Consider the following 12,554-nt stretch of genomic DNA (forward strand, 5'->3'; position numbering starts at 1 on the left):
AGACCCTGGATAGGAGCTGTGGGTTGCTCCGCCCAAGGGCGTCGGCCTGTGGCAGAATCGAGCCAGCTCGTAGTGGCAAAAGGCTGCGCCGCTCAGGCGACTGGCTTGGCTATGGAAGACAAGATCAGAGCGGGAAGTGTGCTCAGGGGACGCTATCGCATTCTCCATCCCCTCGGGGAAGGAGGGTTTGGCGTAACCTACAAGGCGGTGGATCAAGACACCTTCGATAGCCCTTGCGTCGTCAAGCGCCTTCGCCCCCTCTCCACGGATCCCTATACGTTGGCCACGGCTCGCAAGCTCTTTGAACGGGAAGCCAAGGTTCTCAACCGGCTCAACCACTTCGACCAGGTGCCCCGCCTTTTGGCCCACTTCGAGCAGGATCAGGATTTTTACTTGGTGCAAGAGTTTGTTGCCGGGCATGATCTCAGCCAGGAGCTGATCCCGGGCAAGCCGCTGAGCGAGGCCGAGGTTTTGAAACTGTTGTGGGATATTTTGGAGATCCTGCGCCATGTACACGCCCACCAGATCGTCCATCGGGATATCAAGCCGGCCAACCTGATGCGCCGCGATGCCGATGGCAAGTTGGTGTTGATCGACTTTGGGGCAGTCAAGGAAGTGGGGCGGTTGGTCAGCCATGCCCCCGGCCAAACTCAGTTGGCGACGGTGATTGGCTCGGTTGGCTACATGGCGCCCGAACAGCTCAACGGCAAGCCCCAGCCCTGCAGCGACCTGTACTCCGTAGGGGTGCTGGCCATCCAAGCCCTCACCGGTCGTCCTCCCCATAAGATCCGGGATGATCCCCGCACCGGCCAACTGCTCTGGCGGGATTTGGTTCAGGTCAGCGAGGAGCTGGCCGAGATTTTGGATCGCCTGATCTGCCCCCACTGGCAAGAGCGCTTCCAGTCCGCTGCTGAAGTGTTGGAGGCGCTGCGGCCCCTGTTGCCTTTTCCCCAAGAGGCGACGCTCGGCGATGTTTCGGTGGATCAGGTTTTGGTGACGCGCCTGTTGGCCCGCGCACAGGAGAAAGCCCGCCAAGGGGATTTCCAGGGGGCGATTGCCGACTGTACGTTGGCCATTCAATTGGATCCCCAAAATAGCCGCGCCTACAGCCAGCGGGGCAGCGCCCGCTACAAAAGTGGGGACTTGGCAGGGGCCATCGCAGATTACACCCAAGTCATTCAACTGGCAGGGGACGCCCGCGCCTATTTCAACCGCGGCATTGCCCGCTACCGGCTGGAGGACTACGAGGGAGCTGTTGCCGACTACACCCAGGCTCTCGGCCTCAACCCACAATGGGCGGTGGCCTACTACAACCGTGGCAATGCTTACCGGCAACTCAATCAGCAGCAGCAGGCCATCGAAGACTATTCGCGGGCCATTGAGCTCAACCCGGAAGATGTGCGGGCCTATTTCAACCGCGGCGTGGTGCGCGGCCATCTGGGAGATGCGCAGGGGGCAGCAGCCGATTTTTCCGAGGTGATCAAGCGGGACCCTCAGGACGGGGAAGCCTACTTCAACCGGGGAGTGGCGCGGGTCCAGTTGTCAGATTTGCAAGGGGCCGTCGAGGACTACACCCAAGCGCTGCAGTTGGATCCTCGCCACGGCAAAGCCTATTACCACCGGGGCCTGGCCCGACAAGCGTTGGGGGATCCCCAAGGGGCCGTTGAAGATTTTTCTCAGGCCCTATCCCTACGGTCTGCTGAGGCCACTGAGCTACCTGAGGCAGAGGCGGCAGCCCAGGCGGATCTCTACTTGCAGCGGGCGATGGCCTACCTGAGCAGCAACGCCCTGGAGTCGGCGCTGGCCGATTGTGAACAGGCTCTCCGCCTGGATCCTAAGCTGTCGCGGGCCTATCTCTGCCGGGGCTTGGCCCGTCAGGGGCTGGGGGATCCCGGCGGCGCTCTGGCAGACTTCAACCGCGCCCTGGAGCTGGATCCCCAAATGGCCAAAGCCTACCTCAACCGGGGCATTGCCCACCTGGACTTGGGCAACATTGAAGCGGCTTTGTCCGACTTGAACCAGGCCATTGCTTTGGATCCCCAAGATGCCAGTGCCTACAGCAGCCGCGGGCGAATCCATTGGCTGTTGGGGGATCCCCTAGCGGCTCTGCGGGATTATACAGCTGCCCTGGAGCGGGATCCGCAGAACCCTCAGCTCTACCTCAACCGCGGCCAACTCCATGTTGAGCGGGAAGATTGGCCGGCAGCCTGTGAGGACTTCTCGCAGGTGTTGCAGTGGGCGGCGAGGCCTGGGATCCCACGCGGGCCGGAGCTGCTGGTTAATGCCCATCTGCGCCGCGGTATGGCACGGCAACGCTTGGGGGATTGGCAGGGAGCGCTGGCCGATTTCGACCAAGCTCTGCAAGGGGATCCTCAGTCGGGCTTGGCTTATTTCCATCGCGGCCAAGTGCGGGCTGCTCTGGGAGATGGGCTGGGGGCCATCCAGGATTACCACCAGGCTTTGGCGCTGGGGGTGGCAGTGGCCGAGGCGGATATCCGCCGAGATCTGGCGCGGGCCCAAATCCAGACGGGAGATCTGCAGGCGGCCTTGGAGCAGTTGAACGAGGCGGTGCGCTTGCAGCCGGAACGGCGGGATCTGCGCCAAGAGCGAGCTGAGTTGTGCCGACAGCTGGGCCGGTGGCCAGAGGCCATTGCCGACTACGACGAGGTGTTGCGGCAGGATCCTCAGGACTGGACGGCTTGGCTGGGACGGGGCATGGCCCATGGACAGGTGGGCAACTGGGATTCCGCCATTCAGGATCTCAGCCGGGTTTTGCAGCAGGATCCTGACCACAGGGAAGCGCTGTGGCACCGAGGACAAGCTCTGCAGCAGTTGGGTCAGACCGAAGCGGCCTTGCAAGATCTAAACCGTCTGCTGCAGCGGGATCCCCAACACAGGATGGCCCGCTTGGCCCGCGGCTCTCTGTTGTTGACGTTGGCGGTGCGCGGCACCGATGGCCCTACCAACCGTGCGGAGCAGGATCGCGTCAGCGGGACGGAGTCCTTGGAGCTGGGGTACTACGCGCAGGCTGAATCCGACTTCGACCAAGTCATCCAGGAAGAGGCCCAAGACGGGGAACAGTCCCGGCAGCTCTATCTGGAGGCCCACCTGAAGCGGGCCCAAGTCCGCCGCCTGCGCCACAACCTGGAGGGGGCAATAGCCGATTGGGATCGGGTCTTGGAGCTGGCCAGCCCAGGGGATCCAGAAGTGCTGGTCACCGAAGCCCTGTTGTATCGGGGCTTGTGTCGCCAAGAGAGGGGGGATCTGGCTGGGGCGTTGGCCGATTTCACGGCGCTGATCCAGCAGCAACCGCAGGCTTCTCAGGCTTTTGCTTTGCGGGCAAGGGTGCATCTGGCTTTGGGGGATCAAGAGGCGGCATTGGCGGATCTCAACCAAGCTCTGAGCCTCGACCAGAACTGGGGGGTGGCCGATGCTGCCCTGGCCTACCGTCAACGGGGGGATCTACACCGGCAGGCCAATTGCCCTGAGCTGGCCATTGCCGACTACACGCAGGCCCTGGCCTTGAACCCCCAGGAGCACTCTGCTTTGCTCCACCGAGCTCTCCTGTGGGATGGCGAGGGACAGACGGACAAAGCGATAGAAGACTACACCCGACTGCTGCAACTGGAGCTGGATCCCCAGGAGCGGGTCTGGGTTTTGAACAACCGCGGCTGGGCCTACGCCCAACAGGGGGATTTTTCGGCGGCCATCCGCGACTACGACCAAGCCATAACACTCTGCACTGCTGACGCGAGCGATAGGGATCCCTGCCACCTCAAGGCCCACCTCAACCGCGCCCTGGCCCGGACTGCCCTTGGGGATTGGCAGAGAGCCTGCCAGGATTTCCAGGCTGCCCTCCAGATGCAAGGGTACGAAGGTCGGCTTTTGGAAGACGTTATCGCTAGTTATTTCAAAATAGGTTGAGACACTTCCCAAAGGCTCCGCGCCGTCGCCGCGGCCACCTCCAACCTCTCTTAGAAATCGATGGGATTTGAATGGACAGTTAGAGGGATCGGCTCAAGCCCCCTCCGCCACTTCTCCCGTCTCGGGCCGCAGCAGCGGAAAGGCAATGACATCGCGAATGCTGGGGGCATCGCACAGCAGCATTGTCAAGCGGTCGATCCCCACGCCCAGGCCACCTGTGGGGGGCAGGCCGTATTCCAAGGCGGTGAGAAAGTCTTCATCCAGAAAATGGGCCTCTTCATCGCCGGCTGCCTTCAGGGCTGCCTGGGCCTCCAGCCGCTGCCGCTGATCCACCGGATCGGTGAGCTCTGAGTAGGCGTTGGCCGTCTCCCGCCCCACGATGAACAGCTCAAAGCGCTCTGCCAACCCCGGTTTGCTGCGGTGAGGCTTGGTGAGGGGACACACCTCCAGGGGATAGTCCAGAACAAAGGTGGGCTGGCGCAGGTGGCTCTCACAGCAGTGCTCAAAGGCTTTGACCAGCAACTTGCCAGGGGAGTCCTGGGGTGAGAGATCGGGGATCCCTTGGGCGGCCAAGGCCGGCAAGAGCTCTTCAGGGCATCCCTTTTCCACATCGATGAAAATGCCAGTGGCCTCCTCCACCAGCTCCTGCATCGTCACCCGTCGCCAGGGAGGGGTGAGGTCGATGGCTTCCCCTTGGTAGGTGAGCTGCAGGGATCCCCGCACCGCCAGGGCGGCGTTGCAGACCAGGGTTTCCGTCAGCTCCATCATGGTGTGGTAGTCGGCGAAGGCTTGATAGGCCTCTAGAGAGGTGAACTCCGGGTTGTGGCGGGTGGAAATGCCTTCGTTGCGAAAGACCCGCCCAATTTCATAGACCCGCTCGATCCCGCCCACCACCAGCCGCTTCAGGTGCAGCTCGGTGGCAATGCGCAAGTAGAGATCCAGATCCAGGGCGTTGTGGTGGGTAACAAAAGGCCGCGCCTCCGCCCCGCCGGGGATCACCTGCAACACTGGCGTCTCAATTTCCACAAAACCTCGCTCTTCCAGAGTCTGCCGCAGGGAGCGGATGATCTGGGCGCGGTCGAGCAAGGTCTGCTTGACCTCAGGGTTGACGATGAGATCGACGTAGCGCTGGCGGTAGCGTTTCTCCACATCCCGCAGGCCGTGCCACTTGTCCGGCAGCGGCAACAGCGCCTTGGTTAGCACCTGGTACTCGTCCACCCGCACCGACAATTCCCCTTTTTCGGTGCGCTTCAGGCAGCCCTTGGCCCCCAGCCAATCGCCCACGTCGAGGAGCTTGTCCAAGTTCTTGAAGGCCAACTCCCCCATCTGCTTCGTCAGCCGTTGCTTCTCCAGGTAAAGCTGGATGGTGCCGGAGCGATCCTGAAGGGTAAAGAAAGCCAGCTTGCCCATGACCCGCCGCGCCCGGATCCGCCCGGCCACCGCCACCTGCACATCCTCCCGCTCGCCGCCGGGCTCTAGGTCGGCAAATTGCTCCTGCAGCTCGGCAGCCAGATGGGTAACAGGAAAAGAATAGGCATAGGGCGGGATCCCTTGTTCCCGCAGGTGTTGGGCTTTTTCCAGGCGGGCGGCCCGTTGGGCGGCTTCGCTGCTGCTGGGGAGAGTGGACATGGCGGTGGATAGGCAATGGACAATGGAAGCCCCGTTAGGGACGGGATTTTTCAGGCTGCCGGCGGTGCGATCGCGTTAGCGGGACGGAGTCCTTTGCCGTGGGAACGCAGCAGCTCCAAAAGGGCTTCGGCCCGTTGGCGTTCTGCCTCAGCGCGCTGTTGTTCCAGAGCAGCCTTTTCTTCGCCGGTGGGCAAAACCTGCCCCTCCCGATCACACCAGCGTAGCCATTCGGTATTCACGACCTCAAAGGATCGCTGCCAGAGGGTTAAGCCCAGCCCGATCGCGTTAGCGGGACGGAGTCCTTTCGCGTTAGCGGGACGGAGTCCTTTGTCCTCCAGCCATGTGGACGCGAAGGGGACAAACTCACCTCCCCGCCGCTGAAAAAGGGCCAGAGGGGATCCCTGCAGTTCCCTTAGTTGCCGCAAGGGAGAGGCTACGCCCGCTGTGCGATCGTAGACCGCGTAGTAGCTGACGCCGGCGCGGGCATAGTCTTTGCGTTTGCGGCCCAGCTGATACATTTACGCTGAACACTGCTGAACATCACTGTTCAACTATGCAGCGATAGCATTCTGTTTGTTTCCAACCAGAATGGCGGTATCCCGCAAAGCTTTGAGTAGAATACCCAAAGCGCAGTTTCCGTGTCGTCTTACTACCAATTTTCTGCTTTGCTTTGGCTACCATGTTGGCAGACTCGAAAGTAAACAGAAAGATCAACTGGTAGTAATCCGTACTGAACATATTATACATTATTTTCAGTATAGTTGAGCTTATTATTGACTAGAGTCATGCTCTTCCCCTTTGCGCTTGGAGACAATCTCAATGACCACATCCGGCGGCTTACCCATCTCCCAGACCAGGTAGGTGCGATCTTCCTTGCGCTCAAAGCTGGCGGGGGGAGCCACCTCCAGGCTGAGCGTCACATCGGGCATCAGGGGAGGCAGTTTGAGGGCAGAGAACAGGCCAATATTGGCTGTGGCCAAAAAGGGGATCAGCTCCCCCGTGTCTTCGGCCTTGGGCTGGAAGGAGGCGTAGAGAGCGCTGGTGAGCAGGCGCTGCAGCTTTTTGGAGAGAATGCTGTCCGCGGGCTCATCATCCTCGATGACCAGGTCACTAATATCCGGTGGCTCTGGCAGAGGAAATGCCGCCTCCGGCATCGAGGGCTGGACTGGGCTGGAGGGTGCGGAAACCATGCTCACCGGGATCCGTTGCTGGTGTTGCTAACTGAGGGCTGGGGTTTGACTCATGCTACTGAGCTGTTCGCGCAGCAGGCGTAACCTTTTTTGAGAGTAACAAAAGTCTTCGGGAAAGTGATGAAGGCACCACCAGAGCAGCCGACGATGTTCCTGCAGCAGGCGTAGCCTCTGGAGATAGGGCGCAGCAAAACCCGGCGACGGGATGAAGTGCAAGGGGATTTTCTTGGGCAACTGCCCTCATTCTGGGCTCTGGGAACCGGGCAGAGCCACGAGCAGAGCCTCCAGCACCCGCTGCACCCGGCTCAAGCGCAATCCATAATCTGACAAAACGGGACTGTTGGGAATGATGGCGTGGCGAAACCCCAGTTTGCTGGCTTCTTTCAAGCGCTGCTCCAATTGGGCCACCGGGCGCACCTGTCCTCCCAACCCCACTTCGCCGATCAAGACCGTCAAGGGATCCACCTGTCGATCCCGGAAGCTGGCGGCCACAGCCACTGCCACCCCTAAGTCGGCAGCTGGCTCGGCTACCTGAATGCCGCCGGCAGAGGCGATGTAAGCATCGTATTTGGAAAGCGGGATCCCCACCCGTTTTTCCAGCACGGCCAAGATCTGCAAAAAGCGGTTGATTTCAATGCCGGTGGAGGTGCGGCGGGGGGAGCTGTAGCTGGTGGGGCTGACTAGGGCCTGCACTTCCACCACCAAGGGGCGGGTGCCCTCGCAGGCAACGATGGTGGCTGTTCCGGGCATGGCCTGATCCCGGCTACTCAAAAAAAGCTGCGAGGGGTTCTCCACCTCCACCAAGCCAGAGGCGGTCATCTCAAAAACACCCATTTCCTGGGCTGCCCCAAAGCGGTTTTTGACGGCGCGCAATAGGCGGTGGCTTTGGAAGCGATCCCCCTCAAAGTACAAGACCGTGTCCACCAAATGCTCCAGCACCTTCGGCCCGGCCAGGGATCCGTCTTTGGTAACATGGCCTACAATCAGCAGAGCCACCCCCAGTTTTTTGGCCAGCCGCATTAACAGGCCGGTGCATTCCCGCACCTGGGAAACGGATCCCGGCGCCGAGGTGAGTTGCCCCCAGAAGATGGCTTGAATGCTGTCGATCACCGCCACCTGCGGTTGCAGAGCCTGGATCTCCGCCACGATGGCCTCCAGGTCGGTCTCGGCCAAGAGGTAGAGCTGCTCGCTTTCCACCCCCAGCCGCTCGGCGCGTAGCTTGATCTGCTGGGCTGATTCTTCCCCCGACACGTATAAGATGGGCCCGCTCTTGGCCAGGTGGGCAGCGCTCTGCAGCAGCAGGGTGCTCTTGCCAATGCCCGGATCCCCGCCAATCAACACCAGGGATCCCGGCACAATGCCACCTCCCAACACCCGGTCAAACTCGCCATAGCCGGAGGAGAGGCGAGGGTGGCGATCTGAGGAGACCTGGGAGAGGGGGAGGGCCGACCGGGGGATCCCATTGGCGCGGTTGGACCTAGGAGCGAGGGCTTGGGCCCGTGGGGACTTGGCCGCTGGGGCGACGACCACTTCCGTCAGGGTGTTCCAGGCGCCGCAATGGTCGCAGCGGCCCAAAAACTTGGCATAGCGCTCGCCGCACTGGCTGCACTCCCAGACGGTTTTGGCCTTGGCCATAGCCGGGGACTCCTAGGCCTGGGGAGCAGCGGCGACAGGGAGGGGCACCTCCGGCAAGACCAGGGATCCGCACTGGGCGTGGTGGCGCAGCAGATGGTCGCAGAGGACCAGGGCCACCATCGCCTCCACCATCGGCACTGCCCGCGGCAAGACACAGGGATCGTGGCGTCCCCGCGCCGCCAAAACCGTCTCTTGCCCATTGAGGGTGACGGTGTTTTGAGGCTGGCGAATGGTGGCAGTGGGCTTAAAGGCTACCCGCAGGACGATGTCTTCGCCGTTGCTGATGCCCCCCTGGATGCCGCCGGAGCGGTTGCTGCGGGTGCGCCAGCCGCCGGGGGTCATGTAAAACTCGTCGTTGTGCTGCTTGCCCGTCAGGTAGGTGCCGGCAAACCCCGAGCCAATCTCAAACCCCTTGCTGGCTGGCAGGGACATCACCGCCTTGGCCAAGTCGGCCTCCAGCTTGTCAAACACCGGGGATCCCAGCCCGCGCGGCACCCGGCGGGCTACACACTCCACCACTCCCCCCAGCGAATCCCCTTCCCGCGCCGCCTCCTCAATTTTTTGGATCATGGCCGCCGCCGCTTGGGGATCGGGGCAGCGGACGATGTTGGCCTCCACCTGCTCTGCAGTTACCGAGCTGGGATCCACCTGGGCTTCCACGTCTTTTACCCGCTGCACGTAGGCCAGGATCTCCACCCCTGCCGCTAGGCGCAGGATCTTCTTGGCAATGGCCCCGGCAGCCACCCGGCCAATGGTTTCTCGCGCTGAGGCCCGTCCGCCCCCCTGCCAGTTGCGGATGCCGTACTTGGCCTGGTAGGTGGCATCGGCATGGGAAGGGCGGAAGGTGGTGGCCATCTCCTGGTAGTCCTGGGGGCGGGCATCCTGGTTGCGCACCAGGATGTGGATGGGGGTGCCCAGCGTAAAGCCCTGAAAAACCCCGGAGAGGATCTGGCAGCGATCCGCTTCCTGGCGGGGCGTCGTGATGGGGCTCTGGCCAGGACGCCGCCGATCCAGCTCTGCCTGAATGTCGGCCTCGCTCAAGGGCAGCCGCGGCGGGCAGCCATCCACCACCACCCCCACCGCCCCCCCGTGGGACTCGCCATAGGTGGTCACGCAAAACAGGACACCGAAGGAGTTGCCGTTGGCCATGGGATCCCCAAGCAAGAAGCCGTTACTCGCAGGCGGCTGGGAGAGACTGTTTTCTATTCTGCACTAGGGGAGTGGCGGGCAGTGCGGTGCAGCTGGCGGCAGCCGGCAATTCCCCGCAACACCAGGTGGGGATCCCAGCGCAGCTCTGGGTCAAGCGGGCCCAAGTGAGGGTGGAGCCACTTCCCATCCCCGCCGGTCAGCAGCAGGGGGCCTTGGGGAAAGCGGCGACGCCAGTCGGCAATGAACTCGCGCAAGCCAGCCAAGAGGGTGTGGAGGATGCCGCTGCGGATGGCAGCCACGGTGTCGTTGGCCCAGCGAGGGGGCAAGGGATCCTGCGGATCCCACTGCACTTTGGGCAGCAGGGCTGTGTGATCAGCCAACGCCTGCGCCTGCAACCCCAGGCCGGGCAAGATGGCCCCTCCCACCAGGGATCCTTCAGAGTCAGCTCCTGTGAGGGTCAGGGCAGTACCCGCGTCGATCACCAAACAAGGCCAGCCGTAGTGGATCCCGGCAGCCCACAAGGCCAAGGCCCGATCCAGCCCCAGCCCTGGGTAGGGATCCCGCAGCGGCACCTGCGACAGCTCCAACTGATGCACCCAGGGCGATGCTGGCGGCAGGGGGGCAGAGCCCACAGGAGCCAGCCACAGCTCTGTCTGCTGCGGCCAGGACAAGGGCTGGTGAGCAGGAAACCGCTCCACCTTCACCAGGGTCTCCTCCACAAACCAACCCCAGCGCACGTGAGTGTTGCCCAGCACGGCTGCCAGCCACTCACGACAACAGTGCGAAGCGTTGAGATCTGCCCCCTCCTCAAAACTCATGCAACAGCTCTGCCTCCACGCGAAACAGCTCCACCGGCTGGTCGGCAGGGATCCCGGCCAACCTCTTAGCGGTAGCAAGCTGCCATTCTGTCGTCAAAGCCTCTCCCGGCAGCAACACCGCTCCCCGGGTTCCAGAGCGGACAAATAGGCCCATGCGGGTGGGATCCACCTGCTCCACAGCGGCAAAAGGACTCCGTCCCGCCGACGCAATGGGCACCACCCGCCGCACAATGGCTACCTGAATGGAGGCCGACTCCAGCTCCCCGGGTTGCAGAGGTACGTAGCGCCAATCGCGGGTGACTGCCCCCACCGCCGCCCGGATGGTGGCCCTGACCAGGTCCTCGCCGCTGGGATCCAAGCTGCCCCAGCAGCCACGGGGCCGACCCTCTGTACTCACCGTTACAAAAACCCCCGCAGAGCGCCGCCAGTGGGGCGGGATCTCCTCTGGAGGTGGCAGCACCTGGCCGGTGGCGAAGTAGTAGGCAATGGCCTGACGCGCCAGCGCCGGCAGGGTGTCAGGGAGAGGTTGTCGCCGGCTGGGAGAGGGGATCCCTTCTGAATCGGACTCCGTCCCGCCAGTGCGATCCCGTAAGCGGTGCGAGGCACCCATGGACTCCGGCGGAGGAACAGGGGCAGTTGTCTCAGAAGGCTGCGGCAGGGATCCCGTCCACAAGCCCAGCCCCGCAGCCAGGAGCAGGCCGATCGCGTTAGCGGGACGGAGTCCAATCGCGTTAGCGGGACGGAGTCCAATCGCGTTAGCGGGACGGAGTCCTTGAAGACCCAGCAATCGAACCGTGAAGTGAACTCGGCAGGTGAACACCCAAGAGAATCCCGTTGGTGGTCACAACAACCGTACTCTAAAAGCTACGTCCCCGCTGCTGCAAATACTTGAAAACGGTGTTTAGATCCTTGTCGCCGCGCCCAGAACAGTTGACCACCACCCGCTGCTGAGGGCCGATCGCGTTAGCGGGACGGAGTCCTTGCTGCGGGGCCAGGGTTTTCAGATAGGCCAGAGCGTGGGCTGTCTCCAGGGCGGGGATGATCCCCTCCAGGCGCGACAGCAGCAGCAGCGCTTCCACCGCTTCGTCGTCAGTAACCGCGTAGTACTCGGCCCGCCCGATTTCTTTTAGGTAGCTGTGCTCGGGCCCTACACCGGGGTAATCCAAGCCGGCGCTGATGGAGTGGGCCTCCTGCACCTGCCCTTCTTCATCCTGCAGTAGGTAGCTCATGGCTCCATGCAGGACTCCAATCCGACCGCGGTTGAGGGTGGCAGCGTGGCGGGGCGTGTGCAGCCCTTCTCCGGCGGCTTCGATGCCGATCAGTCGCACCTGGGGATCCCGGACAAACTCGTTAAACAGGCCCAGGGCGTTGGATCCACCCCCCACACAGGCCAGCAACACATCCGGCAGCCCTCCCCATTTTTCCTGGCACTGCTGCCGCGTCTCCTGGCCAATGACATCGTGAAAGGCCCGCACCAGCTTCGGGTAAGGGTGGGGCCCCGCCACCGTGCCGATGACGTAGTGGGTGGTCTCCACGTTGGTTACCCAGTCGCGGATGGCCTCGGAGAGGGCGTCTTTGAGGGTGCGCGTGCCCGATTCCACTCCCCGCACCTCAGCGCCCAAAAGGCGCATCCGCTGCACATTGGGGGCCTGCCGCTCCATATCCAGCGCCCCCATGTAGATGACGCATTCTAGGCCAAAGCGGGCGCACACGGTTGCCGTGGCCACCCCATGTTGGCCGGCGCCAGTCTCGGCAATGATCCGCCGCTTGCCCATGCGCACCGCCAGCAGCACTTGGCCAAGGGCGTTGTTGATCTTGTGGGCGCCGGTGTGGTTGAGATCTTCCCGTTTGAGGTAGATCTGCGGGCCGCCGTAGTATTCGGTTAGCCGCTGGGCAAAGTAGAGGGGGCTGGGCCGCCCAACAAAATCCCGCAGCAGGCTGTGAAACTCGGCGCGAAAATCGGGATCCCGCCAGTGATGCTCAAAGGCTTCCTCCAGCTCCGTTAGGGCGCTCATCAGGGTTTCCGGCACAAACCGACCCCCAAACGGCCCAAACCGCCCCTGGGGATCCGGACGCACTTGAGGGTCGAGAGGATCCAAAACACGAGGGGGAGAAGCAAGAGGAGCTGAGGTCATGGCAGAGTCCGTCCGGGCCTTGTAGCCTGCAACTAGAGAGAGGCTTTCCCATTCTACAGAAGGAAGGGGCGATG

At 62.7% G+C, this 12,554-nt stretch carries 9 protein-coding genes and 1 pseudogene; 1 reads left to right on the plus strand and 9 read right to left on the minus strand.

Annotated elements, in window-relative coordinates; genetic code table 11:
• Window positions 1-48 precede the first annotated feature (48 nt).
• Entirely contained in the window at window positions 49-3,924 is a 3,876-nt protein-coding gene (locus ACVWYY_RS06770; protein ID WP_457403482.1) for a tetratricopeptide repeat protein, read from the plus strand.
• A 93-nt stretch (window positions 3,925-4,017) separates the two neighbouring features.
• Here ACVWYY_RS06770 and lysS read toward each other — a convergent pair whose 3' ends face one another.
• The 9 genes and pseudogenes from lysS to trpB form a co-directional block, all read right to left on the minus strand.
• Window positions 4,018-5,553, minus strand: coding sequence for a lysine--tRNA ligase (gene lysS, locus ACVWYY_RS06775; protein ID WP_457403481.1), 1,536 nt, complete (start codon window positions 5,551-5,553; stop codon window positions 4,018-4,020).
• 50 nt (window positions 5,554-5,603) lie between these two features.
• Window positions 5,604-6,071, minus strand: coding sequence for a hypothetical protein (locus ACVWYY_RS06780; RefSeq protein ID WP_457403479.1), 468 nt, complete (start codon window positions 6,069-6,071; stop codon window positions 5,604-5,606).
• A 33-nt stretch (window positions 6,072-6,104) separates the two neighbouring features.
• Window positions 6,105-6,288, minus strand: a pseudogene (locus ACVWYY_RS06785) (hypothetical protein); the annotation flags it as partial.
• Window positions 6,289-6,323: 35 nt separating this feature from the next.
• Window positions 6,324-6,743, minus strand: coding sequence for a hypothetical protein (locus ACVWYY_RS06790; RefSeq protein WP_457403477.1), 420 nt, complete (start codon window positions 6,741-6,743; stop codon window positions 6,324-6,326).
• 240 nt (window positions 6,744-6,983) lie between these two features.
• The gene (gene radA, locus ACVWYY_RS06795; RefSeq protein ID WP_457403476.1) at window positions 6,984-8,378 is read right to left on the minus strand and encodes a DNA repair protein RadA; all 1,395 of its coding nucleotides are present in this window, start codon (window positions 8,376-8,378) and stop codon (window positions 6,984-6,986) included.
• Window positions 8,379-8,390: 12 nt separating this feature from the next.
• The gene (aroC, locus tag ACVWYY_RS06800; RefSeq protein ID WP_414351901.1) at window positions 8,391-9,527 is read right to left on the minus strand and encodes a chorismate synthase; all 1,137 of its coding nucleotides are present in this window, start codon (window positions 9,525-9,527) and stop codon (window positions 8,391-8,393) included.
• Window positions 9,528-9,580: 53 nt separating this feature from the next.
• Window positions 9,581-10,345 carry a pantothenate kinase gene (locus ACVWYY_RS06805; protein ID WP_011433124.1) on the minus strand — a complete coding sequence of 255 codons (765 nt, stop codon included), beginning with the start codon at window positions 10,343-10,345 and terminating at the stop codon, window positions 9,581-9,583.
• On the minus strand, window positions 10,335-11,165 hold the full coding sequence (locus ACVWYY_RS06810) for an AMMECR1 domain-containing protein (RefSeq protein ID WP_457439985.1): 831 nt from the start codon (window positions 11,163-11,165) through the stop codon (window positions 10,335-10,337). Before ACVWYY_RS06810 ends, ACVWYY_RS06805 begins: the two co-directional genes overlap by 11 nt.
• 37 nt (window positions 11,166-11,202) lie before the next feature.
• Window positions 11,203-12,480, minus strand: a complete 1,278-nt coding sequence (trpB, locus tag ACVWYY_RS06815) for a tryptophan synthase subunit beta (RefSeq protein ID WP_457403475.1) — start codon at window positions 12,478-12,480, stop codon at window positions 11,203-11,205.
• Between the last annotated feature and the right edge of the window lie 74 nt (window positions 12,481-12,554).

It is taken from the genome of Thermostichus sp. MS-CIW-34 (assembly GCF_054060435.1).

Coding starts and splice junctions, on each gene's coding strand:
- lysS (WP_457403481.1), bottom strand. CDS start 5,553: ATGTCCACTCTCCCCAGCAGCAGCGAAGCCGCCCAACGGGCCGCCCGC.
- ACVWYY_RS06780 (WP_457403479.1), bottom strand. CDS start 6,071: ATGTATCAGCTGGGCCGCAAACGCAAAGACTATGCCCGCGCCGGCGTC.
- ACVWYY_RS06790 (WP_457403477.1), bottom strand. CDS start 6,743: ATGGTTTCCGCACCCTCCAGCCCAGTCCAGCCCTCGATGCCGGAGGCG.
- radA (WP_457403476.1), bottom strand. CDS start 8,378: ATGGCCAAGGCCAAAACCGTCTGGGAGTGCAGCCAGTGCGGCGAGCGC.
- aroC (WP_414351901.1), bottom strand. CDS start 9,527: ATGGCCAACGGCAACTCCTTCGGTGTCCTGTTTTGCGTGACCACCTAT.
- ACVWYY_RS06805 (WP_011433124.1), bottom strand. CDS start 10,345: ATGAGTTTTGAGGAGGGGGCAGATCTCAACGCTTCGCACTGTTGTCGT.
- trpB (WP_457403475.1), bottom strand. CDS start 12,480: ATGACCTCAGCTCCTCTTGCTTCTCCCCCTCGTGTTTTGGATCCTCTC.